20 protein-coding genes are annotated in these 25,669 nt (G+C 42.3%); 8 read left to right on the forward strand and 12 right to left on the reverse strand.

Annotated elements, in window-relative coordinates; all coding sequences use genetic code 11:
- The first annotated feature begins 265 nt into the window (after window positions 1–265).
- Window positions 266–3,502, forward strand: coding sequence for a ribonuclease E (gene rne / locus AACS92_RS09420; RefSeq protein ID WP_099110965.1), 3,237 nt, complete (start codon window positions 266–268; stop codon window positions 3,500–3,502).
- Between the two features lie 180 nt (window positions 3,503–3,682).
- Complete coding sequence (locus tag AACS92_RS09425) at window positions 3,683–4,309, forward strand: NAD(P)-binding oxidoreductase (protein WP_099110994.1); 627 nt, start codon at window positions 3,683–3,685, stop codon at window positions 4,307–4,309.
- Window positions 4,310–4,347: 38 nt separating this feature from the next.
- Here AACS92_RS09425 and tmaR read toward each other — a convergent pair whose 3' ends face one another.
- Window positions 4,348–4,668 (reverse strand): PTS system regulator TmaR, encoded by a 321-nt coding sequence (gene tmaR, locus AACS92_RS09430; RefSeq protein WP_012989266.1) that lies wholly within the window; start codon window positions 4,666–4,668, stop codon window positions 4,348–4,350.
- 120 nt (window positions 4,669–4,788) lie between these two features.
- Window positions 4,789–5,187: a GNAT family N-acetyltransferase gene (locus tag AACS92_RS09435; RefSeq protein ID WP_206602253.1), complete on the reverse strand. Its 399-nt coding sequence runs from the start codon at window positions 5,185–5,187 to the stop codon at window positions 4,789–4,791.
- Window positions 5,188–5,280: 93 nt separating this feature from the next.
- On the opposite strand from AACS92_RS09435, the gene sbcB reads away from it, so the two are divergent.
- Window positions 5,281–6,708 (forward strand): exodeoxyribonuclease I, encoded by a 1,428-nt coding sequence (sbcB, locus tag AACS92_RS09440; protein WP_241537987.1) that lies wholly within the window; start codon window positions 5,281–5,283, stop codon window positions 6,706–6,708.
- Window positions 6,709–6,765: 57 nt separating this feature from the next.
- Here sbcB and dld read toward each other — a convergent pair whose 3' ends face one another.
- From dld to yieE, 8 genes are all read right to left on the reverse strand, one after another.
- Window positions 6,766–8,535, reverse strand: coding sequence for a D-lactate dehydrogenase (dld, locus tag AACS92_RS09445; RefSeq protein WP_099110968.1), 1,770 nt, complete (start codon window positions 8,533–8,535; stop codon window positions 6,766–6,768).
- A gap of 158 nt (window positions 8,536–8,693) precedes the next feature.
- Window positions 8,694–10,076, reverse strand: coding sequence for an APC family permease (locus tag AACS92_RS09450; RefSeq protein ID WP_099110969.1), 1,383 nt, complete (start codon window positions 10,074–10,076; stop codon window positions 8,694–8,696).
- 659 nt (window positions 10,077–10,735) lie between these two features.
- On the reverse strand, window positions 10,736–12,709 hold the full coding sequence (locus AACS92_RS09460) for a ligand-gated channel protein (RefSeq protein ID WP_099110971.1): 1,974 nt from the start codon (window positions 12,707–12,709) through the stop codon (window positions 10,736–10,738).
- A 151-nt stretch (window positions 12,710–12,860) separates the two neighbouring features.
- A complete protein-coding gene (locus AACS92_RS09465; protein ID WP_099110972.1) occupies window positions 12,861–13,649 on the reverse strand; it encodes an ABC transporter ATP-binding protein in 789 nt (262 codons plus the stop codon).
- Window positions 13,646–14,728 (reverse strand): FecCD family ABC transporter permease, encoded by a 1,083-nt coding sequence (locus AACS92_RS09470; RefSeq protein ID WP_099110973.1) that lies wholly within the window; start codon window positions 14,726–14,728, stop codon window positions 13,646–13,648. The genes AACS92_RS09465 and AACS92_RS09470 overlap by 4 nt, the downstream gene beginning before the upstream one ends.
- A 19-nt stretch (window positions 14,729–14,747) precedes the next feature.
- Window positions 14,748–15,878 (reverse strand): ABC transporter substrate-binding protein, encoded by a 1,131-nt coding sequence (locus tag AACS92_RS09475; protein WP_099110974.1) that lies wholly within the window; start codon window positions 15,876–15,878, stop codon window positions 14,748–14,750.
- Between the two features lie 229 nt (window positions 15,879–16,107).
- On the reverse strand, window positions 16,108–17,595 hold the full coding sequence (locus tag AACS92_RS09480) for an amino acid permease (RefSeq protein ID WP_099110975.1): 1,488 nt from the start codon (window positions 17,593–17,595) through the stop codon (window positions 16,108–16,110).
- Window positions 17,596–17,764: 169 nt separating this feature from the next.
- Entirely contained in the window at window positions 17,765–18,628 is an 864-nt protein-coding gene (gene yieE / locus AACS92_RS09485; protein WP_099110976.1) for a DNA-binding transcriptional regulator YeiE, read from the reverse strand.
- A gap of 197 nt (window positions 18,629–18,825) precedes the next feature.
- On the opposite strand from yieE, the gene AACS92_RS09490 reads away from it, so the two are divergent.
- Both AACS92_RS09490 and nfo read left to right on the forward strand, forming a co-directional pair.
- Complete coding sequence (locus AACS92_RS09490; protein ID WP_099110977.1) at window positions 18,826–19,926, forward strand: YeiH family protein; 1,101 nt, start codon at window positions 18,826–18,828, stop codon at window positions 19,924–19,926.
- A gap of 124 nt (window positions 19,927–20,050) precedes the next feature.
- Window positions 20,051–20,893, forward strand: coding sequence for a deoxyribonuclease IV (gene nfo / locus AACS92_RS09495; RefSeq protein ID WP_099110978.1), 843 nt, complete (start codon window positions 20,051–20,053; stop codon window positions 20,891–20,893).
- Here nfo and fruK read toward each other — a convergent pair whose 3' ends face one another.
- The gene (fruK, locus tag AACS92_RS09500; RefSeq protein WP_099110979.1) at window positions 20,894–21,832 is read right to left on the reverse strand and encodes a 1-phosphofructokinase; all 939 of its coding nucleotides are present in this window, start codon (window positions 21,830–21,832) and stop codon (window positions 20,894–20,896) included.
- Between the two features lie 239 nt (window positions 21,833–22,071).
- Here fruK and AACS92_RS09505 point away from each other — a divergent pair, with 239 nt between their 5' ends.
- From AACS92_RS09505 to yeiP, 3 genes are all read left to right on the forward strand, one after another.
- Window positions 22,072–22,491: a nucleotide triphosphate diphosphatase NUDT15 gene (locus AACS92_RS09505; protein ID WP_099110980.1), complete on the forward strand. Its 420-nt coding sequence runs from the start codon at window positions 22,072–22,074 to the stop codon at window positions 22,489–22,491.
- A 154-nt stretch (window positions 22,492–22,645) separates the two neighbouring features.
- Entirely contained in the window at window positions 22,646–23,890 is a 1,245-nt protein-coding gene (mtr, locus tag AACS92_RS09510; RefSeq protein ID WP_099110981.1) for a tryptophan permease, read from the forward strand.
- Between the two features lie 123 nt (window positions 23,891–24,013).
- Window positions 24,014–24,586, forward strand: a complete 573-nt coding sequence (yeiP, locus tag AACS92_RS09515; RefSeq protein WP_099110982.1) for an elongation factor P-like protein YeiP — start codon at window positions 24,014–24,016, stop codon at window positions 24,584–24,586.
- Window positions 24,587–24,649: 63 nt separating this feature from the next.
- On the opposite strand, the gene AACS92_RS09520 is transcribed toward yeiP, so the two are convergent.
- A complete protein-coding gene (locus tag AACS92_RS09520; RefSeq protein ID WP_099110995.1) occupies window positions 24,650–24,967 on the reverse strand; it encodes a type 1 fimbrial protein in 318 nt (105 codons plus the stop codon).
- Window positions 24,968–25,669 lie beyond the last annotated feature (702 nt).

Raw genomic sequence — 25,669 nt, forward strand, 5'->3', positions numbered from 1 at the left:
CAAACAATTTATGGGCTGTGAGTTGCTACTTACTGGATTGGGTAAAACCTGTACTAATTTATTACAGTATCTCCCAACAAAGAGCGCTGCGTTTCTTCCAATGAAAGAAATGAAATTCAGGCTCGCCGACATTTAGGCGCCTCTATACAACCGATAGCCGTGAGGCTGACGGTTTTGTAAAAGACACGAGGCCATCGGTTTCCAGTAAATGCTCCTCTTTTTACTCATAGCTCTATACTAATGTAAAAATAATGAGTAAGTTAGAATGAAAAGAATGTTAATCAACGCAACCCAGCAGGAAGAGTTGCGTGTTGCCCTTGTTGACGGGCAACGTCTTTATGATCTGGATATTGAGAGTCCTGGACACGAGCAAAAAAAGGCCAATATCTATAAAGGTAAAATTACACGGATTGAACCCAGCCTTGAAGCCGCATTTGTTGATTATGGTGCAGAGCGACATGGCTTCCTGCCTATAAAAGAAATTGCACGTGAATATTTCCCAAATAATTACCATGCCCATGGCCGTCCTAACATTAAGGATATCCTTAAAGAAGGTCAGGAAGTCATCGTTCAGGTAGATAAAGAAGAACGGGGCAATAAAGGTGCTGCTTTGACGACCTTTATCAGTCTGGCAGGTAGTTATCTGGTTCTGATGCCGAATAATCCGCGAGCTGGCGGTATTTCACGCCGCATCGAAGGTGATGATCGTATCGAATTAAAAGAAGCTCTCTCATCCCTTGATGTACCCGAAGGTATGGGGCTTATCGTTCGTACCGCTGGTGTCGGCAAATCCGCAGAAGCCCTCCAGGGGGATCTGAATTTTCGTCTGAAACACTGGGAAGCCATCAAAAAAGCGGCCAACAGCCATCCGGCTCCTTTTTTAATTCATCAGGAAAGTAACGTTATTGTACGCGCTTTTCGTGATTACCTGCGTCCCGATATTGGTGAGATTCTCATCGATAACCCGAAGATTCTTGATTTAGCACGCCAGCACATCACTGCCCTCGGTCGTCCTGATTTTGCCAGCAAAATTAAACTGTATAGCGGTGAAGTCCCGCTGTTCAGCCACTACCAGATAGAATCGCAGATTGAATCTGCTTTCCAGCGCGAAGTAAGATTACCTTCCGGTGGCTCAGTTGTCATTGATACTACTGAAGCCCTGACTGCAATTGATATCAACTCATCCCGTGCAACCCGTGGCGGCGATATTGAAGAAACTGCCTTTAATACGAATCTGGAAGCCGCAGATGAAATTGCCCGTCAATTACGCCTGCGTGACCTTGGTGGTCTGATTGTTATCGACTTTATCGATATGACACCAGTACGTCATCAGCGCGAGGTTGAAAACCGCCTGCGTGATGCAGTACGTCAGGATCGCGCCCGTATTCAGATTGGCCGCATTTCCCGTTTTGGCTTACTGGAAATGTCACGCCAGCGTTTAAGCCCATCTCTGGGTGAATCCAGCCACCATGTTTGCCCTCGTTGTAGCGGCACAGGAACCATTCGTGATAATGAGTCACTTTCTCTGTCGATTCTTCGCCTGATAGAAGAAGAAGCCCTGAAAGAAAATACTCATCAGGTTCATGCTATTGTTCCTGTACAGATTGCTTCCTATCTGTTGAATGAAAAACGTAAAGCTGTCAGTGCGATTGAACATCGTCAGGGTGGCGTTGGTATTGTTATCGTGCCAAACGATCAAATGCAGACACCGCATTTCTCCGTTTTACGAGTTCGTAAAGGCGAAGAAATCTCGGCCCTAAGCTATCAGTTGCCACAGGTTCATGAAACAGAAATGGCAAATATTCAGGAAGATGTGCAGCATGAACGCAAACGTCCTGAACAACCCGCTATTTCCACTTTTGATTTGCCTGCTGAAGCCCCAGCTCCTGCCGCAGCAAAAGCAAAAGAGAAAAAAGTCGCAGCCAAAGCAAATAGTCATCAAAAAGCAGAAAAACCTGGCCTATTCAGTCGCTTCTTAAATGCCCTGAAAAAAGTATTCAGTGGTGAAGAAGAGAAGCAGCCTCAGGAAAAAGCCAAGAGACCTTCTGGCAATGATGGTCGTCGTTCATCAGATCGCCGTAATCCACGCCGCCAAAACCAACGTCGTGAGCGTAACGAGAATGAAAATCGTAACAATCGCGAGCGTGATGAACAGCGTAAAGGTCGTAATACTCAGGCGAAAAATAACGTTCAGGATAATACTGCGGTAGATAATGAAGCGCGTGAGGCTCAGCAGCAACAGCGTCGCGAGCAACGTGCAGAGCGCCAACGTCGCCGTCAGGAAGAGAAACGCCAGCAACAGTTGGAAAGTAAGGCTCAACAGGCAATTAAACCTGAAGTTCCGGAAGAAGAAATTGAGGAACGTCAACCTGTTATGCCACGGCGCCAGCGTCGCCAGCTTGAGCAAAAGATTCGTATTACAGATAGCGTGAAAGAAGAAACAACTATTACGGCACTGCCGGTAGTTACATCTGATTCTGCACCTGTAATCGCGGAAAAAGAGAAAAAAGCTTCTGTTCCAGCTGTTATCAATACAGAAACTGAAGCAACAACTCAACCTATCGCGGCAAATGAATCTATTGCTCAGGATACTGCTGAACAAAACGCTGCTGTGCCTGGCTCACAACAAAACGGTTCTCAGCAAAATAGCGAACAGCAAGATAATATCATGCCACGTCGTTCCCGCCGTTCGCCACGTCATTTGCGTGTCAGTGGGCAACGCCGTCGTCGTTATCGCGATGAGCGCAATCTGACTCAGTCACCGGTACCTCTGGCAGTTGCGGTAGCCTCACCTGAGTTAGCATCCGGTAAAGTCTGGGTTCGTTACCCGGTCACACCAGTGGCCACGACTTCTGAGCCAGAATTTTCTGTAATTGAAGAAGCTGCATCGGAACAAGCTGTTGAAATTATGCCAGTACCTGTTGCTGCAAAATCTGCTGAACCAGCACCTATTTTTGCAGAAGCTAAAGCTACAGAACAAACCGCAGTTGCTTATGAAGATGCGACACCTGAATCAGTGACCCAATCTACAGAATCAGTTGTTGAGTCAGTTTCTGGGCAGACTGATGAGCCTGTTCAAGAAGCTACCAAGTCTGTTGTCAGCCATGAGGTTTCAAATCAGGCTGAAACTGCACCTAACACAATGCAATATGATTCTGAGGAAAAAGTTGCTCACGTAGTAGAACCTATCATTGTGGACTCTATCGCTGAACAGGAAAATCATGAAGAACAGCCGACTGTCGCAACGGAAGTATGCTCTCAGACAGCAGAAGTTAAAGCGAAAGAGACAAAAGCTACTGAGTCTCAGGTTATCGTGGCAAAAAATCATCACTCTTACTCCCCAATGACTAAGGCTCCGGCACCGGATATGGCTGCACAGCCAGTCATTATTAGTGAATGGGAGCGCCCTGCTCATCCATTTAAAGGGAAAGGTGGTGCGGGTGGTCACTCTGCAACAAGTGTCGCAACATCCGGGATGTCAAAACCACAAATATTTGAGTAATTACATATTGTAATTTCTTATAAAAATCAAATGGCTCCTGCACTCAGGAGCCATTTTTCTCTCTCACTCCACAAACATTTCACAAAAGCCAGTCTGTCTCATTTCCTTTGCTCCTTAATTCCAATAAACTCAGATAATTATCATTTAAAACGGTGAATTATTATGAGTGAAGTCACATCTGTGAGGCCCTGGTTAATTTTTGGTGCCGGTAAAGGTATCGGACGCCATTTGGTTAATATCGCACTAGAACAAAATCGTCCTGTTACCGCACTAATCCGTAATGAAGAGCAGGCAGCAATACTGAGTTCAATAGGCGTAAACGTAATACAGGGTGATGCCTGTGACAGCAGAAGCATAGAAAAAGTGATTGAGCATGCCGGAGAAAACCCGATTGTTTTTTCAACTATTGGGGGCGGTAATTCAGACCACCTTGGTAATATGGCCATTATAGATGCACTGGAAAAGGCTCAGATTTCACGAATGCTTTTGGTTACATCCATCGGATGTGGAGATAGCTGGCATACTTTATCACCACGAGCCAAATCATTATTCGGCCAGTCTGTCAGACTTAAATCGCTGGCAGAAAGCTATCTGCAAACCAGTAGATTAGATTTCACTATTATTCGTCCGGGAGGGCTGACTGATCAGGCTGGCACAGGTCATTGTCAGCGTTATCAAGGAGAAGTTCACGGTATGGTAAGCCGTAAAGATGTTGCTCAGCAATTAAATCAAATGACTGAAGATAAAGAGACTTACTCTCAGATTTATGCTCTGGTTGACCCTGAATTAAAGCCTAACTGGAACTGATAAAGTAACCACGCCTGATGGCGTGGTTAGCAAATATCTTATTTTACTCCGCCATCCATTGCTTTGAGCTTTTTAGATAATTCCCGGCGTTCTTTGGATAATTCAGCATTTTTGATGATATATTCATCAACCCGTTCTTCATAGTCACTGCGCATATGGGCAATTATTCCCTGAATATCTTCAACTGACATTCCCGGTTTAATGTAATCACTGAGATTATCCAGCAACAATACACGTTTTTGGTTGTCACGGACCTTTTTCTCGTTGTCTACAATCTCACGCTGTAATTTATTTTTTCGACGGAAGATACGTACAAACTCTAAGACATTATGGAATGTTGGTTTATTCGCGTTGTCCATTTTTCACACCTTTACTTAATCAGAATGATAATTTTTTATGCTGATTACACAATACAATCTCAGGCAATATATAAACAAGCTAGTTTCGATGATATTTAAATATTTTTTAATTTATTTCACCTACTTTAACCGACGATACATTCCTTGTGCTTGCGGCGATGTCAGTTTATACCCCATTTTTTCATAAAATTCGGGTTTATCGGCAATCAAAGAAACATAAGAGCCCGGCAAAGCCTGAGTTTCCAGCCAGGCATCAATCCGATTCATTACTGTCTTCCCTAACCCTTTGCTCTGATAGTCAGGGTCAATCATAATATCTACTATTTCAAAGAAGCAGGCCCCATCACCAATAACTCTTCCCATACCGATCAATTTATCTTCATCACGTAAACAAATAGAAAACAATGAATTGGGTAATCCTTTTTCTGCTGCTTCAATGGATTTAGCCGATAACCCTGCCCGTTCACGCAGCATGATATATTCCTGCGCCATTGGAAGCTCTTCGGTAACTTCTATCATTACTTTCATTCTCCATATGATTCGAGTATTCAGATTGTTTCAGATATGGTTTACCATATCTTCCAACCAATAGACAACAGATGCAAAATTGCCTTGAGTAACGATAAAAACCCCACTTTTTACTTTCATGATTATGAAACCTTTGGCATACATCCTGCCTTAGATCGCCCTGCACAGTTTGCAGGCGTTCGAACTGATAGTGATTTTAATATCATTGAAGAACCTCTAGTGGTGTACTGCGCTCCGGCTGATGATTATCTGCCTGAGCCTGAAGCTGTCATGATCACAGGAATTACTCCCCAGCTGGCTCTGAAAAAAGGGGTGAATGAGGCAGAGTTTACACGCCTGATCCATACTGAATTCAGCAAACCCAATACCTGCATCCTCGGATATAATAATATCCGTTTTGATGATGAAGTCAGCCGCAATATTTTTTATCGCAATTTTTATGACCCTTACGCCTACAGCTGGCAAAAAGGTAATTCTCGCTGGGATCTACTTGATGTGTTGCGCGCCTGCTATGCCCTGCGTCCGGAAGGCATTATCTGGCCGGAAAATGATGACGGACTACCCAGTTTTAAGCTGGAACAACTGACAAAAGCAAATGGAATCGAGCATACTCATGCGCACGATGCTATGTCAGACGTTTACGCGACTATTGCTATGGCGAAACTGATTAAAGCAGCACAACCTAAATTGTTTGATTATTTTTTCCAGCTAAGAAATAAGCAGAAAATCAGCAATCAGATTGATATTCCACAAATGAAGCCTCTGGTGCATGTATCAGGCATGTTCGGATCTTTACGCAGTAATATCAGCCTGATAGCACCTTTAGCATGGCACCCGACAAACAGAAATGCTGTTATTATGTGCGATTTGGCTGGAGATATTTCGCCTTTATTGGAGCTGGATGCCAATGAATTACGTGAGCGCCTGTATACCCGCCGGGATAAATTGCAGCCGGATCAGTCTCCTGTTCCCATCAAACTAGTGCACATCAATAAATGTCCGATCATTGCACCTGAAAATACTCTACGCCCACAGGATGCGGAGCGAGTTGGGCTGGATCGTAATCAGTGCGCACAAAATCTGGCTATCTTACGTAACAATCCACAAATCCGGGAAAAAGTAGTCGAGTTATTTTCCCAACCAGAAGAATTTCCTGAATCCGATAATGTTGATGCCAAACTATATAGTGGCTTCTTCAGCGATGCCGATAAAACCGCAATGGAAATTATTCGTGAAACCACACCTCAAAATCTGCCTGCGCTGGATTTAACATTTCAGGACTCTCGTGTTAAAGATCTCCTGTTCCGTTATCGTGCCAGAAATTATCCGGCAACATTGGATTATGGTGAACAGCAGCGTTGGTTACAGCATCGCCGGGAAATATTCACTCAGGAAAATATCACTCAATATTTTGCAACTATTGAGCGGCTCTTTATTGAACATCAATCTGATGAAGAAAAGTGCCGTCAGTTAAAAGCATTAATAGACTATGCAGTTCAACTGGCTGAGTAAATTTAAATCAGTACAGAAAAAGACAAAATTTTGTCTTTTTCTGTCTTTATCCGCCCGTTATCCATTATTCTGACCATGTTGGTGAACAGAACATTTATCAGGACATTCTTCTCCCCGCATCTCCCCCCAATTTTTTAATTTAGATGTTTTACCAATACCCGGGTTCAAACTGTTAGTAGGATCATTCATTTGATAAAACTGCTTAAGTTGGGGTTTAGCTTTATACAGATGACCAACATTATGTTCAGCAGGATATTCGGCTCCTCTCTGATTTAGGATTTCCAGCATTTTCTCTTTTAGTGCCTTAATATCCTTACCTTTTTTGACAATATAGTCCTGATGAAATACATGACACATAAAGTGCCCATAATATAAACGATGAACCAGTGCTTCATTAATTTCTGGTGGCAGACGCTCAAACCACTCCTGATCATTACGCCGCAGAGCAATATCTAACGCCAGGATATCCTCCACTTCGTCACTGTGTACTGCCTGATATCGGATTGCTGCTCCTGCTGCCGCAAAGCGATGTAAAAACGCTTTAGCTCCTTCTTCCGGCGTACAAGAAAAATAATCTCCGTCAGCCTGTTTGAAATAATTTCCCAGCCATTCACTGGCTTCTTTTATTCCTTCACCAGACATTTTCAGCATCAAGTGGTGTTCATAACGATCACGATAAGTTTTAAGTCGCGTTGGTAAATGTGAAGGCAGTAAACCACTTAACCACTGCATTACGCGATCTATTAAATGGGGAGGCAAAAAAGGAATTTTTCCGAATATGGCATCCAGCCGTCCTTTTATACTGAAAAACATCGGCATTTTATCTGTACCGAGTTTATCAATCATCACAAAAGTGTCTTTACCATAAACTTCAGCAATATCAAAAATATCCCGATGCATATACTCACCAGCAACCGGCAAGTATTTAAAATTCGATAAAATATGTCTGCGTAACTCGGTCAAAACTTCTGGCTGATTAGTACCGATATAGAATACCTGATTAAGAGTCTCTGCCGGAAAGGTATCTAATCGCACGGCAAAAACAACGAGTTTCCCAGCACAACCGGAAGTCTCAAATAATCTGCGCTCATCAGCATTAAAGCGCGATGGAGTATCCGCCTCAATATCACGCACACGATGAGCATATTCATGATCAGAAGCCACTCTGCCATTTTGTTGAATATCTTCCGCACGATAGCGCCGCTCTTCCAGACAGGTCAGAATATCTTCCGGTGAGTCACCCAGAGCTATGCCTAAGTGATTAATAAGTTCAGCTTCGCCTTTCTCATTCACTCGCCCATATAAAGCCATTTCTGTATAAGCAGGGCCACGCTGCACCAGAGAGCCACCAGAATTATTACAAATTCCCCCTATAACCGATGCGCCAATGCAGGAGGAACCAATGACTGAATGCGGTTCACGCGCCAGAGGTTTTAGCACTTTTTCTAAATGCCATAATGTACTGCCCGGAAAAGCAACGACTTGATTGGCAGATTCAAGAAACTGTATCTTATCCATTCTCAGTGTGCTGATAATGATAATATCGCGATCATAATCATCACCATTGGGAGTAGAACCTTCGGTTAGCCCTGTATTCGCCGCCTGCATTAAAACAATTTTGTCTGCATCTACACATGCCTTGAAAATTTTCCATTGCTCCAGTAATGAGCCGGGAGAGACAACAGCAAGAGCACTTCCCTGCCCAGAGCGAAAGCCTGTGCGATAACGCTCTGTTTTCTGTGGCTCGGTGAGAATATGAGCACTACCCACAATGTGAGTAAGAGTTGCTATGAGTTGCTGATTTTGTGGGGTATTAGCATCATTCATAATGGTTTTCTTACCTTATACAGAGCCAGATGGATATATTGGTGACGAAATTAGCAAAGGATGAAGCTCAATCTATTATTGTGACTTTTTAATTTATTATCCATAAAAAAACAGCACCTGACGGGTGCTGTTTCGGAAGAGTTATATAGCAGTGTATCTTATACAGGCTCACTGAATTGTGGCATAGGTTGACGGAAACTACGGGTCAGGAAGAACATATAAAGCAGACCGACTCCCCCCCAAATCAAACCTAATTCCATAGAGCTGGCTTCCAGATTCATCCACAGTACACCCACTGTTCCTGCACCAAACAGAGGCAGAAGCAGGAAATTGATAGTATCTTTCAACGTCGAGTTACGGCGTTCACGAACATAGAATTGAGCAATTACCGACAAATTCACGAAAGTAAATGCCACCAATGCCCCGAAATTGATCAGCGCTGTTGCCGTGACTAAGTCTAAAAATCCGCTTGATAGTGCAACAATTCCGACCAGAATAACGTTGATTGAAGGTGTACGCCATTTGGGATGGACATAAGCAAAAACTTTCTCTGGCAGTACACCATCACGTCCCATCACATAGAGCAACCGAGCCACACCTGCATGCGCAGCCATACCGGAAGCCATTACCGTGACGCAGGAGAAGACCAGAATAATAGCCTGGAATAACGCCCCAGCGACAAACAGCATAATTTCTGGCTGAGATTCATCCGGGTTTTGAAACCGGGATACATCAGGGAAATAGAGCTGTAGGAAATAAGATACCGCAATAAAGATAACACCACCGATTAATGCAGTCAGGAAAATCGCTTTTGGGATCACCTTGCCCGCGTTAGGCGTTTCTTCAGACAAAGACGTAATGCCATCAAAACCAAGGAATGAGAAGCAGAGTATCGTTGCTCCTGTAATCATTGGAATTAATTGTGCTTCTTCTGATGTAAATGGTCGGGCACTCCATAATGTGCCTGCACCTTCACCGTTATGTATGCCGTGCATTAACAAACCGACGAACACCACCATAACAGCAATCTGTACTACAACGATAAGACCGTTAAGATTGGCAACAACATTAATACCACTCAGGTTGAAAACGGTCATTAACACCGCCAGACCCACTACGAAAACCCACGGATCAATGCCGGGGAAAATAGCCTGAAGGTAAATTTTTGCCAGCAGGATGTTGATCATCGGCATAAGCAGATAATCCAACAAAGATGACCAACCTACCATAAACCCAAGATGGGGATTCATTGATTTTTGTACGTAAGTGTAGGCAGAACCTGCTGACGGGAATCTTTTTACCAGTTTCCCATAGCTCAAAGCTGTAAATAAAATAGCAATCAACGCAATAGCATAAGATGTTGCAACATGCCCATCCGTCAATTTGGAAACAATACCGAAGGTGTCAAAAATAGTCATCGGCTGCATATAAGCAAGGCCCATCATGACTACCTGAAATAAGGTCAGTGTTCTTCTCAGTTGAACACGATTGCTGGCACTTGCCTGAACAGTACCGAGAGTAGCAGTAGGATTATGCGACATGAGCGAAACCTCCCATAACTTCGATCTGGGCATTACTACAACTACTTAATCGATAGTTACTGGGTAGACTTCGCATCTGTCTATAAACAGAAAAGAAAGAAAAGGTGGGAGATAACGAATTAACTGAGGACCATGCCCCATAGTCATCGTTGCAGCAGCTAGCGCCGATTGGCACAAGTGCAAAAGCGAATAATTGCTCCATAATTGCGTTCCTCAGTACAGCAGCCTTTTTAATAGTCGCTGCTTATGGTCAGTATCGATCCGGAAAATATCCGGCCTCTCGGTGTTGTAAAAAATAACTCAATGCAAAAAAAATAACTGATGCATAATTACACATCAGTTATTTTTAGTGGGCGGCATTTTGCACTTCAAGTTCAGAAATAGCAAGACCCATCACACTAAAAATTCATTATTTTTTACAATACTAAAGAGCCTACATAAACTGCTTCTTACCGGAAGAATTCATGAAGGTAATGCTAGCCTACCCACTGATAGAGATTTGATAAACTTGTAGCATAAAAGTAAATTATTGGCTATTTAATTATGAATGGTATGAAATGAAAAATCTGCTCTTAATCATAATTCTGATAAAGAGCAGATTTAATATTGATTTAAGCGTTAATTATAATGACTTTAATTAATAATAAATTAAATGTTAATTAGAAGTCATAATTAATGCCGACTTGGTAACGGCGGCCATCAAGGGTTGCACCGTGTACTTTATCAGTCACTTGTTTATCAAATACGTTGTAAACGCCACCCAATACACGTAAGTTCTTCATTATGCTATAAGTCACACCCATATCAACAAAGGCATAAGAAGGTGTACCGTTTCGCATTGAGGCTCGAGCCAGATAATTCTTCGTTTTTCCACGGAAATTGAGGCGTGTCCACGTTTCCATTTCTGGTAAGGTCTGCCAGCTTAACGTTGCATTAGCCATATGTGTAGGTATCTTGTTCAGTGGCTGGCCCTTAAAATTCCCTGTCTTCTGCTTAGAGTGAGAGTAGGTGTAGTTTGCTGCCAATGATAAATTCTCTACGATATCCCAGTTCAAAGTGGTTTCTACACCACGAATGTTGGCTTTATCGACGTTTATGTTCTGGCTGACAAAATCATAGTCCTTACCAATTGAATTACATGTGGCTGTATCGTTACAAAGGCGGAACTCTGTGATTTTATCTTTGAAGTCTGTATTAAAGACGGTAACGCCGATATTGAGACCATCTTGGTTATTCCAGATAACACCAATTTCTTCATTAATGCTTTTCTCTGGTTTCAGGGATGGATTGCTTTCAATCACTCCATTCGAATATCCTCCTCCTGTTCCATGCAGCCAATTAGGTGCAACCTGGCGCAATTCAGGTGAACGATAACCCGTTGTAACACCACCTTTAATAGTCCATTGTTCATCAGCATGCCAGACACCGTACAAACGAGGAGTGACATGAGCACCAAAAAGCTGATCTTTATCCAGACGCGCTCCTGCTGTCAGGGAAAAATCGTTGGTGATTTGCCATTCATCTTCAGCAAATAATGCCCAACTCCAGCGAGTGATATTATCTATCCCTTTTGCAGCCATCGTATCATTTTCACGATCGTGCAGATTTTCGTAACGATATTGCCCACCGACACTTAATGTATTATCACCTAAATTAAATGTAGTCTGATTGCTAAACATTGTATCCGCGAATTTCATCATACGTTCAGGGTTTTTCGACTCATCCCGCTGAATATAAGACGTCATTGTACCAAAGTCATAAACACCATTATGTGTTATCGAATAATTATTGCGTTTATAACGGCTGATATCATCTTCACAACCATTTTTTCTACAAGTACGAGTCTTACCAATCGTAGAATCACGATCCTGCTCATAACGACCGGCTTCAAACTCAAAGCTATTTTGTTCATCCGGTGTTAAAGACAGTGCTACCGTGCCATTACGCATCTCTTGCTTTTTATAACCGCTGATAAACTTATCTTCATTACGATGAGAGAATAAGCCCGTCGCCTTAACGCCCAGTAAGCCATCAATCAACGGCCCTGCTACATACGCACTGGTTTGATAGCTATTACCTGATTTTTTGCGCTCGGTCAGAGTGGTATCTGCACGTAAGCTACCGTTCCATTCTTTATGCACTTTACGGGTAATGATATTGATAACACCACCCATGGCATCAGAACCATAAAGGGAAGACATTGGCCCACGGACAACTTCAACGCGCTCAATGGATGCTAATGGCGGCAACCAACCCTGCTCAATACCTGCACCATCACTGTTTGGCCGAGTACGGCGAGTATCAACACGCTTACCATCCACCAGAATCATAGTATATTTTGATGACATACCACGAATGCTGATATCACTGCCACTTCCACCACCAGTAACCATAACTCCCGGCACATCTTTCAGTGCATCCGTTACATCACGGTAGGCTTTAGTTTCCAATTGTTCACGGCTGACCACTGAAATAGAGGCTGGCGCATCTTCAATTTTTTGTTGGAAGCCTGAAGCAGTAGTAACAATAATTTTATCTTCACCATTATTCGCTGCATTAGCAGCTAAAACAGCACTAGATGAAATAGCAGCAATAATACCTAAGACGACTTTTTTCTTTGCAAAAACGACCATTCCCGATTCTCCAAAAGGTAGAATAGAACAATTTAATTAATCTGGATAATCGACATAAACTCAAAGTGCAGGGATAAGTACTCTTATCCCCACCAGTGTTATTTTTATTTACTCTACAGTTTTAATAAAACAGTTTATGCTTTTTATTATTTTAGCTGGCCAAATCCGTTACAAGGCCATCAATTAATACTTGAGGCACTCCCTGAGAACAATGCTCTATCCGCCCCTTGACACCATATACCTGAGCCAGACTATCAGGTGTAATGACCTGTTCTGGTAAACCCTCAGAAATTAATTCACCCTTTTTTAACATTAATATATGGTCACCATGACGCAGCGCAATATTAATATCGTGTACAACAACCACGGTAATAATATTCCGGCGACGTGTTTCACGTGCGACCAAATCCATAACGTGATACTGGTAATTTAAATCCAGTGCACTTAATGGTTCATCTAATAATAATAATGTCGGCTTTCTGATTAATGATTGTGCCAAACCGACCAATTGTTTTTGTCCACCTGATAATTGATCTAAATAGCTTAAAGCTAAATGTTCAATACCAAGCTGACGTAACAGCGCCATAACTTCCTGTTCGCATTGGTCACCACTTGTCCCACCTGATGCGCGCTGGGCAACAATAACAGATTCCAGTACATGTAGATGGACACCCGCAGGTAACGACTGAGGCAAATAAACGACATTCTGCGCACGTTGGGCAAAATTCATTTGCATCAAATCCTGCCCATCCAGCAACAAAGCACCATTAGCTTTGTTTAAACCAGCCAGTGAACGCAGTAATGTTGACTTTCCACTACCATTCGGCCCGAGTAATACGGTAATTTTACCCCGAGGCAATGGGTTAGCATCCAGATTTTCAATAACTGGGTGTTTGGGATAACCAGCCGTAAACCGGCTTATTTTTAACCCTTGGCTCATACACTCCCCCTATGGCGCAAAACAATGCTCAGGAAGAAAGGTACACCCACCAAAGATGTCACAATGCCAACAGGTATAATGACTCCGGGAATTAAATTTTTAGATGCAATCGATGCTATCGATAATACCAGCGCACCAATTAACGCACTTGCAGGTAGGTAGAAACGGTGATCTTCACCAAACATTAATCTGGCAATATGAGGAGCAATCAGACCAATAAAAGCAATCGGCCCGACAAATGCCACCGCCAATGCAGTCAAGATACTGATACGCAAAAGCGTTCCCAGACGAAGACGACGGATATTGATACCAAAGCTGGTCGCCCTATCTTCTCCTAAACGTAATGCAGTCAGTTTCCAGGAGTTCATCATAGAAACAGGCATAAGGATCAAGAGCACCAGCAACATAACACCCAGTTTTAACCACGTTGCTTTTGAAAGGCTGCCCATCGTCCAGAAAACCAGACCCTGCAACGTATCTTCCGTTGCAATAAACTGCATCATGGAAACCAGCGCATTGAAGGTAAAGACCATAGCAATACCAAAGAGCACCACGCCAGATGTTGCAACTTTTGTCCAGCGCGTAATGCCATCAAGCATCAAAGCAGCTAACAACGCAAAAATAAAAGCATTTGCAGAAATAAGCCATTGATCAGGTATGCCCGGAATACCAATACCCAGTACAATTGCTAATGCCGCACCAAAAGAGGCGGCATTGGAAACACCCAGAGTAAACGGGCTGGCCAGCGGGTTATTCAAAATAGTTTGCATTTCTGCACCCGCCAGGCCCAATGATAAACCAACCACTACCGCCATCAAGGCATAAGGTAATCGGATATCCCAGACAATTACCCGGGTTCCTGCATCCACGCTCTCCGGTGAAACCAGAGTCTGCCAGAGAGCTGATAAAGATAACCCTGATGGCCCCATTGTAAAATCTAATACTAAAGAGACGCCGATAACCAAAATTAGCAACAACATCCATGCAATACGTCGATGCAGGATATGACGATAGTGTGCTTTGATATCACACTCGTTCTGTTGTTTCATCATTGGCATAGGCTCGGTAGTGACACTCATTTCTATTACCTGTTACTGCTTATTTTTCACTGACCCAATATGTGCCTGCTGGTTCTATTGCCAGGAACTTAGTGTGAAGGTCTTTTAATGTCTGCTGTGGATCTAAATCAGCAAATTGTTCAGGATAAAACCACTTAGCAAAAACTTGTGTGACTACAACGTTATAAGGTGAATTGTAGTAATGATGCCAAATAGCATGAGTACGGCCTTCTTTCACCGCTGTCAGGGTATTGATACCTCTGCGCTCTGTCATCGCTTTCAAACCAGCGAGGGCAGTTTCTGGAGAAGTCTGAGCCCCCATCTGGATACCTTCACCTTTCTCACCGGGATCCTGAGCACCGCTGGCAATGTAGATATAAGGATCAGCCGTAATCACTTTTTCCAGATTCATAGTACCCAGTGGAACTGGCAGAACCTCTTTAGCAATGTTTTTACCGCCTGCAAGGTCAATGAAATTACCCATGTTGCCATTGCCCGCAGTACCACAACAGTCTTCGATAGAACCTGCTCTCAGCTCAATAAAGACTGACGGTTTCTGCTCTGCCGGAATACGACTGGTAATATCAGTGACCAGTTTCTGATTCTTTTCATAAAAATCAGCATAAGCGTTTGCCTGCTCCTCACGGTGCAGTACTTTACCCAGCATGCGAATGCTCGGCAGAGTGTTTTTCAGTGGGTCATTACGGAAATCGACAAAAACAACAGGAACGCCTGCTTTTTCTAATTGTTTAACCAGTTCGCTGTGTTTGCCCGGGCCATGACCGGATAAACCAAAAATAGCCACATCGGGATTAAGAGTCAGTACTTTTTCAGAACTGACAGTATCAGCAGTGGTATTGCCTATCAGGGGAATGTTGTCAATTTCAGGGAATTTTGCTTTATAGATAGAGTAGGTTTGTGGATCAAGCTTGCGGAAATCACCCTGCCAGCCAACAATACGCGCCAGAGGTTTATCTCCTTCTAACACTGCGACTGAATGGAATAAACGGCCTTCACCCAATAGGATACGGTTCACCTTTGCAGGCACTTCTACAGTACGCCCAGCAACATCAGTGACTGTTTCGGCCCATGCAAAACTGGTCATCATCGCAGAGCTTGCCAATAGGCTGATACTCGCGCCTTTCACGACTGTCTGAAATCCAAACTTCACTTTAGTTAGCCTCTTCAAGCAATAATTTTGCCGTTAACAATAAAGCAAATAAGAATACTTATCAATGCGATTGATTCGGTATATCCGAAATTTAATGACGATAATTTTGCTTTAAATCCATGAAAAATAAAAACTGCCGATTCCATCACAGAACAGGCAGTTGTTTGCAAAATAAAAATAATAATGTCTTAATCAATAAGTATCATTTTATCAAATTATTATTAACATTTTATTCATGGTATGTATGCTTTATCGCCGGAAAGTCCATCTCATTGTATTTGACGAAACGTGTTTTATTTTTCAGTTTATAGCCAAACCAAATGAGCAAGAATAACGGAATACCAATATAAGTCGCCGTAACACCGTACCAGTCTATCGTATCCTGCAAAAATGCCTGATAGTTCTGGCCTAAGGTGATCAACAGACACAAAGCAAAGGCAAAAATTGGCCCGACAGGGAAAAAGCCGGAGACATAGGGCAGTTCGTTGATATTACGCCCCTGAGCAACATACCCTTTACGGAAACGATAATGGCTTATTGCAATACCAAGCCATGCAATAAATCCGGTCATACCCGAGGTATTCAACAGCCACAGATACACTGTCTGGTTACCGAACATGGAGCTTAGAAAGCATAATCCTGCAACTACAGTTGTGGCATAAAGTGCATTACGAGGAACACCGCCTTTTGACAAATGTCCAAAAATCTTAGGTGCCTTACCTTCCCGTGCCAATGTAAATAACATGCGGGTAGAAGCATACATTCCTGAGTTTCCGGCAGAAAGCACTGCGGTTAAAATCACGGCGTTCATTACCGCTGCGGCTGACAACAGACCTGCGTTTTCAAAAACCAGCGTGAAAGGGCTGACACTGATGTCTTTTACGTCATTTCTTAACAAACTTGGGTCAGTATAAGGAATAATCAGGCTAATGATTAAAATGGCGAATACATAGAATAATAAGATACGCCAGAATACCTTACGCACAGCACGGGGAATGTTTTTGGCAGGATCTTTTGATTCTCCGGCGGTAATCCCAATCAGTTCAGTCCCCTGAAATGAGAAACCGACAATCATGGCAACCCCAATCATGGCCGCAAATCCACCAGCAAATGGTGCCTCACCTATAGTCCAGTTATGCCACCCAGCCCCTTCTGCACCTTTCATAATACCGACGATCATTAAAATACCGACGATAATGAAAACAATCACCGTAGAAACTTTAATCAAAGAGAACCAATATTCTGCCTCACCGAAGCTTTTTACTGAGATGAAATTCAGCAGGAAAATCAGGCTGAGGAACAAGGCACTCCATATCCACCCCGGCGCATCCGGAAACCAGTACCCCATAACCAACTGGGCAGCGACAAGGTCAACCGCGATCGTAACAGCCCAGTTATACCAGTAGTTCCAGCCCAATGCGAAACCAAAGCCTTCATCAACATACTTTGAGCCATAAGTGGAAAATGACCCGGAAACCGGCATGTAAGCAGCCAATTCACCCAGACTGGTCATCAGGAAATAGACCATCAGGCCGATCAGCGCATATGAAAGCAGGGCTCCGCCGGGGCCAGCCTGTGAAATTGTTGCTCCGGAAGCAACAAATAGCCCCGTACCAATTGAACCGCCAATGGCTATCATCGCCATATGTCGTGCTTTTAGCTCACGACGCAGATTTTTGGGCGCCTGCTCCTGTGGCACGCTTTGTTCTTGAGACATTATATTCCTATATCATCGAGAATAATTTCTAATGCGGAATTGTAACAAATCCTCGTCCCCAGAATAGCGGCGATTGGCGGTTATAAGATACCTTCATGATCAGCCCTTAATTATAAGCTACACGATTATAGGTACATTAATTCTTTAATTTCATGGCATTGGCTCAGCATCACTGACAGTAGCTTAATAACTTTTGTAACGCATTAGATATATGTTTCTGTCGGTGATAAATCAGATAAAGCGTACGATAAAGATTTAGACCCGGTATCACCAGTTCAACCAGTGTGCCGTTTTTCAGTTGTTCTCGGACAACCCGGCGTGACAGACAACTGATCCCCATACCATACTGGACTGCGTGTTTAATTGCTTCTGAGTTCCCCAGCTCCATGGCAATATTGAATCTGGGCATTTGTGAAAAAAGCAACTGATCAAGCACTTCCCGTGTTCCTGAGCCTTTTTCCCTCAATATCCAGGGAGCTTTAATTAAATCTTCCAAAGTCAGATTGGAACGCACAAGCGGACTTTCTGGTGGAGAAAAAACAATCAGCTCATCTTTCATCCATGGCTGGGTAATTAAATCCGGGTTATGACACAACCCTTCAATAAATGCCAAATCGACCCGGAATTCGGCAACCGATTTAATGACATCTTCAGTATTGCTGATATGTAATTCCAGCGGCGTATCTGGATACTCCTTACGATATTTCGCCAGCATTTCAGGCAACATATAATTACCAATCGTGCTACTGGCTGCCAGCCGCAGTGCTCCCATTTCCAATTTAAAAAGCTGTTCCACCTCTCCAGTCTGCTCAAGTAACGCCAGAGCTTTTGGGTAAAGCAAGCGACCATGTTCATTAGTAACCAGTCGTTTTCCAACCCTGTCAAAAAGCTGTACTCCCAATTGACCTTCAAGATCTGTCAGTGAAGCACTCACCGCAGATTGTGATAAAGCTAATTGTTGAGAAGCCTGTGTCGTTGAACCACTTTTCAGAACTTCTGCAAAAATCTCCAGCTGTCTCAGAGTGATACGCATATGGCCTCGCGGGAAACATAAAAGTAAATTGAAATGATAAGATAACCTTGATTCTAGACACTATTACGCAACTTAACAAAAGTCATGCTCTATCTATCTTTTTTAATAATTAATCATATAAATATAATCAATTTTTACGATTAAACGATTTGCTATATGCTTATTCATAAAACATATAAGCGATATGAGCGACAACTATGTCTAAGAGTAAAACAGTGCTTGAAAATCCACTTAATAAAACGGGCACTATTCATTGTCATCCCTTACTGCGACTCCTTCCCGGGCTGATACTAACAGCAATACTGACCGCCGCCGCCACCTATTTGAGCCAGCTTCCTCTACTCATTAATATGGGACTCAGTGTCCTGACTATCGCGATTCTGATGGGAATTATTATTGGAAATACGTTATATCCTTCATTAAAACCAATCTGTGGTAATGGAATTAATTTCACTAAACACTATCTGTTAAGAGCCGGCATCATTCTTTATGGTTTTCGGCTGACATTCCAGCAGATAGCTGATGTCGGTATAGCCGGCATATTGATTGATGTCATTATGCTTTCTTCCACTTTCTTTATAGCGTTATGGCTCGGACGTGTTTTTTTCAAAATAGATAGTCAGACTGTCATGCTAATCGGAGCGGGTAGCAGTATCTGTGGTGCTGCCGCAATCATGGCTACTGAGCCTGTCGTAAAAGCCTCTGCCGACAAAGTTGCTGTTGCTATTTCTACCGTCGTGATATTCGGCACCCTTGCCATCTTTATTTATCCCTGGTTTTATCAACTCAACATTTATTACCAATGGTTTCCTTTCTCTCAGGTAGAGTTTGGCCTATTTTCTGGCTCAACTATTCATGAAGTTGCCCAAGTCGTTGCCGTTGGTCACACACAAGGAAATGCAGCCGAAGACACTGCTGTTATCAGCAAAATGATCCGTGTCATGATGCTCGCGCCCTTTTTATTACTACTTTCGGGTTATCTTAGTCGGGTGAAATCTAAAAACTGTGTCAATGATCATGGAAAATCGCCAATTACCATCCCATGGTTTGCCATCTTTTTTATTGTCATGGCAGCTTTCAACTCTTTCCATTTATTACCAGAGCCCATTGTCAGCTATATCATAACCATTGATACTGTTCTGCTGGCAATGGCTATGGCTGCTTTAGGGTTAACAACGCATATCAGTGCTATTCGTCAGGCCGGAACCAAGCCTATTTTGTTAGCCTTCCTTTTGTTTATCTGGCTGATGGTTGGAGGATTGATCATCAACAAAGGGATTCATCATTTACTTGGCTGAAATTTTCACCTGAAAAAAACAATGTCACTTTTCAGCGTATCACCCGACTGGCTATATCCGTCTTACAGAATTTCATTAACAACAAGAACAATGCATAATTAATGAAACAGAACAGGAGAAAGATATGAAATTTGTTGGAGCCCATGTGAGCGCTGCGGGTGGTGTGGATCAGGCAGTGATTCGAGCCCATGAATTGAAAGCGTCTGCTTTTGCCTTATTCACAAAAAATCAGCGTCAATGGAATGCCCCTCCCCTGTCAACAGAAGTCATTGATAAATTTAAGGCGGGTTGTGAGCGTTACGGTTACGGTAAAGGTCAGATCCTTCCTCATGATAGTTACCTGATTAATCTGGGTCATCCGGAATCTGAAGGACTGGAAAAATCCCGTGCTGCATTCCTTGATGAAATGCAGCGTTGTGAGCAACTAGGAATTGATTTACTTAATTTCCATCCCGGCAGTCACCTGAAAAAAATTGATATCGATAAATGTCTGGCCCGTATCGCTGAATCTATCAATATTGTGCTAGACCAAACTCAGGGGGTCACGGCAGTGATTGAAAATACTGCCGGGCAAGGCACTAATCTGGGCTTCAAATTTGAACATCTGGCAGCCATTATTGAGGGCGTTGAAGATAAAAGCCGGGTTGGTGTCTGTATCGATACCTGTCACGCTTTTGCTGCCGGTTATGACTTACGTACCGAGCAAAATTGCGATGCCACATTCAAAGCATTCGACGATATTGTCGGTTTCAAATACCTGCGAGCCATGCATCTCAATGATGCCAAAAGCGAGTTTTCCAGCCGTGTTGACCGACATCACAGCCTTGGTGAAGGCAACATAGGAAAAATCCCCTTCAGCTATATCATGAAAGATGATCGTTTCAATGGCATTCCTCTGATACTTGAAACGATCAATCCGGATATCTGGGATCAGGAAATTGCATGGCTAAAATCACAGCAAAGTTAATTATCTGACAGGTGTCAATTGGATTTTCGACATCATTGATGCCAGCTCAGTGCGACTTCTGATCCCTACATCAGGCTGGCTAACCGTCAGAGCAGAAACTGCGGTTGCCAGGCGCAATGTATGTTCACTGGATTCACGCATCAGTAAACCATAAACCAACCCACCAACCATAGAATCTCCGGCACCAACAGTACTGATGACGTCACAATGAGGTGGTTTTGCCAGCCATGCGCCGGAAGCATTCACCCACAATGCTCCTTGCTCACCCAGTGAAATAACGACATGGGCGATCCCTTTTTGGCGCAACTCATGAGCAGCGTCAATAATGCTATCTAAATCCGGCAATGGTTTACCCGCCCAGATTTCTAATTCATAACGATTCGGTTTCACCAGCCATGGCGTTGCTTTGAGGCCAGCTGAAAATGCTTCACGGCTACTGTCAAAAATAATACAGGGACAACATTGCTGTAACTGTTTCATCCAATCGGTAAATGATTCAGGCGAAACTCCCTCAGGCAAGCTACCGCTAACCACAACCATATCAAATTGCCCCAGCCATGAGAGGGAATCAGTAATAAACTGCTCCCATTCCTTCTCTGTCACATGGAAACCTGAGAAATTAAAATCGGTCACATCACCATATTTTTCCGTCAGTTTCACATTGATACGTGTTCTACCAGAAACTAAATGAAAACGGTTGATCATCTTATTTTCATCGAAAAAATGTTGAAAACCGTCCTGATTTTCTTTTCCCAGAAAACCGCTGACGGTGACATCAATACCCAAATCACGTAGTACCTTCGCAACATTATTACCTTTTCCGGCAGCATGTAACCCTGCGGTGCGTACACGATTAACGGTTCCTTTAATAATATCTGGACACAGGCCAACTAAATCATAAGCTGGATTTAAGGTTATTGTGGCAACTCGACGGCTCATCTTGCCCAGTATCTCCTGAATAAATAGTCATAAATCACATTAAAATTCCTCGACTATTTATAACATCAAAATTGAATCGTTTCAGTTAAATTTAATATCAGATTGGTCATTGTGTTATCTCAATCCAAAAGTAAAAATATCGACAACCGATAATTTTTTATCCGATGAAGAAAAAAGGCCTTCAGTTAATTTAAAGTTTCCCCCACAGAGAAAAACTTTACGAGCAAAGGAATAAATCAATGTCAGTGGTTGTTGGAGTTGGTGTCATTATCATTAATGATAAAGGTGAAATTTTGCTGGGAAAGCGGACGGGTAAACATGCCCCGTACTGGTCAATATTTGGCGGACATGTTGATCCCGGTGAAACATTTGAAGAATGTGCTATCCGTGAAATTCAGGAAGAAATTGGCTTAGACATTCAAAATCCGCAAGTTTATGGGATCTGCAATAACATCCAAACCTACCGTGAAGAAGGAAAGCATACTATTTCTGTCTGCCTGATGGCCCACCATCCCGGCGGAGAACCGCGTCTAATGGAACCAGAAAAATGTAACCAACTTATCTGGTGTGATCCTAATAATCTTCCAGAACCTCATTTTGAAGCCAGCCGCAATGCAATTAAACTTTGGCAAGAGAAAAAGTTCTATTTGCCTGCCTGACATGCAGATACACTGCCAATATCGACAAAAAGCAGTGTATCTGAAACCAAACAAAAGCCATTTACATATCTCCTTGATTAATTGTTTACACATGTTCCTTATTAATGTATCGTCGCGCTAGTACAAAGGTAACACTTATTCATCAGGAGTCTATATGACCATTGAGGTAACGCAAAATTTTAAACGCCCCTCTATATTAGGCGGAGCAATGATCATTGCCGGTACTGCTGTCGGTGCTGGTATGTTTTCCATTCCCATCGTCACTTCTGGTGTATGGTTCACAGGATCAATAATTTTGCTGGTTTACACTTGGGTCTGTATCTATTTTTCAAGCCTGATGATCTTAGAAGCCAATATGAATTACCCCTGTGGGGCTAGCTTCCACACCATTACCAAAGATTTGCTGGGTAAAGGCTGGAATGTACTCACTGGGTTATCCATTACCTTTGTTTTATATATTCTGACTTATGCTTATATTTCAGCTGGCGGCTCAATTATTTTTCGTAATCTCAATAGCATTATTCCTCTGCCACAAGCCGGAACCGGCCTGATTTTTTCCTTTATTGTTGCCTTCATTGTCTGGTTATCAACCAAAGCCGTTGATCGCCTGAGCACGATTTTAATCGGTGGTATGGTCATCACATTTATCATGTCAGTGGGAGGAATGTTTACTGAAGTCAAACCTGCTATATTGTTTGATCAGACAAATACCGAAACCAGTTACCTACCTTACGCTTTAATGGCATTGCCATATCTACTGACTTCCTTTGGCTATCATGGCAACGTACCAGGGTTAGTGAAATATTATAATAAGGATGTCAAAGCCATTACCCGCAGTATGCTCTATGGCTCTCTGATAGCACTGACCATCTACATTTTGTGGCAGTTTGCTATTCAAGGAAATATTCCCCGTGAAGCATTTAAACAGGTCATTGCTGATGGTGGTAATGTCAGCGCTCTGCTGAACCAAATGGATAATGTGTCTGGCAATGAGACGATAAATCAATTGTTAAATGCCTTCTCATATATGGCATTATCTAGCTCATTTTTAGGTGTTTCGCTTGGATTATTTGATTATCTGGCTGATTTTTTCGGATTTGATGATAGCCATACAGGACGTTTAAAGACGGCTTTAATAACGTTTATCCCACCTACCGTTCTGGCTTTACTCTTCCCGAATGGTTTCCTGTATGCAATCGGGTTTGCAGGACTTGCAGCCACTATCTGGGCAGTTATCGTGCCGGCACTGATGGCTCGTGCCAGCCGTCGGCGCCATCCACAAGCCAGTTATCGTGCCCCCGGTGGCAATATCCTGATAGTTTTTATTATCCTGTTTGGTCTAATCAATGCAATCGTACACATTCTGTCTTTATTTGACCTTTTACCTGCCTACCGCTGATTCTGACTAAGTTTCCCTGCTCCGGTAAAAGTACCGGGGCATTCATTTCTTGCCTAATCTCCTGACTGCGAGTAATTTTGTCGCCACTAAAATCCTTATTCCACTGTATTACAGAAGGTATCTATGGCTAAAGCCAATGAAATTAAACGCGGAACCGCAATCAATCACAACGGAAAACTATTATTAGTTAAAGACATTGATATTCAGTCACCCAGCGCACGTGGCGCCAGTACACTGTATAAGATGCGCTTTACCGATATTCGTACCGGTCAGAAAGTGGAAGAACGCTTCAAAGGTGATGATATTCTGGAAACGATTACATTAACTCGTCGTAGTGTCAGTTTTTCGTACATCGATGGCGATGAATATATCTTCATGGATAATGAGGATTTCACGCCGTATCACTTTAAAAAAGAACAAATTGAAGAAGAACTGCTATTTATCCCGGAAGAAGGTTTGCCGGGAATGCAAGTGATGACAATGGAAGGTCAACTGTTGGCTCTGGAATTACCACAAACTGTTGATATGGTCATTGAAGAAACGTCACCGGGAATTAAAGGCGCATCAGCAAGTGCCCGTACAAAACCAGCAAAAATGAGCACAGGGTTGTCGATTCAGGTTCCTGAATACCTGAGTACCGGAGAAAAAATCCGCATTCACATTGCAGAACGTCGTTATATGGGACGTTGCGATTAGTTCAGTGTTTTTGGATATAAGTTGCTCTTTTCTGATAAAAGAGCAACTTATTATCTGTTTAAATTAAAAATAATCCACATTAATAATTGCCAAACGCTTTTTATTATCAGTCCATTTCACTTTAGTAACACCTATATTACCGGGAAGGATAATACTTCCGGGATTTTTTGCTTTGTAGACTGAAACAATCTGTTTTACCGTAATATTTTTACCCTTTCTATAGCAGGAGATATTGGCCTGAGCACTTGATACAACAACCTGACACCCGGGATCAACAATAGAGCCTGAAAAGTGTATTTTCCCACTTGTAGATTGTGCATATCCATAAGAAATCCATGAAAACAACAAAACGCTGATTAATAGTTTAAGATAATTTTGCATGGTGACCTCACTTCGTTTGTCCATTAACTAAAACTCAGTTACCTTTTATTCCTTCATCTCCATAATAAATATTTAATGTGAAAATAATACGACATCAATACCTTTTATTGATTTATATCAAAGGTGAATTTATAGCTAAAAAGAAAGATGCTACTTTCATTAATTAATTTAAAATACTGTTATTAACAACTAATATTTGAGTTAAATTTCATATAAAATTTAAAATAAATCACAAAATTTTAAAATTATCGAAGCAAGAAAATTAGAAAATTAGAAAATTAGAAAATTGTTATATAACATTTAGTGATAAGTTATAGTGACAAATCCTAATTCTTATTTGCTCCAATCTATCTTACTCCCTTTGTCCTAATATATATTGGTCATTAAGATGGATTGCCACTATTCTTCTGGGAATTGTATTATTTTTTCTTATGTATTGATTGTTGTGGTACTTATGCCAGCTTACTGTTTTTTCAGTTTCTCTATTTCGATTATCAGATATACAAGGGGGATCATCAGCAGCAAAATCAAAGGATCGAGAGGTATCCGGTTTGAATTTTAAATCCGGAGGATAATGAGCCAATACAGGATAAGATAAAAATATATACAAAAATATGACTATGTTCTTTAACATAAGCATTTAACCTCTGCAACCGGTATCACTACCTTTTTCGGTTTTAATCCCATGCCAATCCCTAAACC

This window comes from Xenorhabdus sp. KJ12.1 (genome assembly GCF_963876495.1).
GTDB lineage: Bacteria > Pseudomonadota > Gammaproteobacteria > Enterobacterales > Enterobacteriaceae > Xenorhabdus > Xenorhabdus stockiae.

Excerpts from the sequence above, each read along its gene's own strand:
- dld (WP_099110968.1), bottom strand. The coding sequence starts at position 8,535 with ATGAATGATGCTAATACCCCACAAAATCAGCAACTCATAGCAACTCTT.
- AACS92_RS09460 (WP_099110971.1), bottom strand. The coding sequence starts at position 12,709 with ATGGTCGTTTTTGCAAAGAAAAAAGTCGTCTTAGGTATTATTGCTGCT.
- AACS92_RS09505 (WP_099110980.1), top strand. The coding sequence starts at position 22,072 with ATGTCAGTGGTTGTTGGAGTTGGTGTCATTATCATTAATGATAAAGGT.
- rne (WP_099110965.1), top strand. The coding sequence starts at position 266 with ATGAAAAGAATGTTAATCAACGCAACCCAGCAGGAAGAGTTGCGTGTT.
- AACS92_RS09470 (WP_099110973.1), bottom strand. The coding sequence starts at position 14,728 with ATGAGTGTCACTACCGAGCCTATGCCAATGATGAAACAACAGAACGAG.
- AACS92_RS09480 (WP_099110975.1), bottom strand. The coding sequence starts at position 17,595 with ATGTCTCAAGAACAAAGCGTGCCACAGGAGCAGGCGCCCAAAAATCTG.
- tmaR (WP_012989266.1), bottom strand. The coding sequence starts at position 4,668 with ATGGACAACGCGAATAAACCAACATTCCATAATGTCTTAGAGTTTGTA.
- nfo (WP_099110978.1), top strand. The coding sequence starts at position 20,051 with ATGAAATTTGTTGGAGCCCATGTGAGCGCTGCGGGTGGTGTGGATCAG.
- AACS92_RS09490 (WP_099110977.1), top strand. The coding sequence starts at position 18,826 with ATGTCTAAGAGTAAAACAGTGCTTGAAAATCCACTTAATAAAACGGGC.
- yieE (WP_099110976.1), bottom strand. The coding sequence starts at position 18,628 with ATGCGTATCACTCTGAGACAGCTGGAGATTTTTGCAGAAGTTCTGAAA.
- fruK (WP_099110979.1), bottom strand. The coding sequence starts at position 21,832 with ATGAGCCGTCGAGTTGCCACAATAACCTTAAATCCAGCTTATGATTTA.
- yeiP (WP_099110982.1), top strand. The coding sequence starts at position 24,014 with ATGGCTAAAGCCAATGAAATTAAACGCGGAACCGCAATCAATCACAAC.
- AACS92_RS09450 (WP_099110969.1), bottom strand. The coding sequence starts at position 10,076 with ATGTCGCATAATCCTACTGCTACTCTCGGTACTGTTCAGGCAAGTGCC.
- AACS92_RS09435 (WP_206602253.1), bottom strand. The coding sequence starts at position 5,187 with ATGATAGAAGTTACCGAAGAGCTTCCAATGGCGCAGGAATATATCATG.
- AACS92_RS09520 (WP_099110995.1), bottom strand. The coding sequence starts at position 24,967 with ATGCAAAATTATCTTAAACTATTAATCAGCGTTTTGTTGTTTTCATGG.
- AACS92_RS09465 (WP_099110972.1), bottom strand. The coding sequence starts at position 13,649 with ATGAGCCAAGGGTTAAAAATAAGCCGGTTTACGGCTGGTTATCCCAAA.
- mtr (WP_099110981.1), top strand. The coding sequence starts at position 22,646 with ATGACCATTGAGGTAACGCAAAATTTTAAACGCCCCTCTATATTAGGC.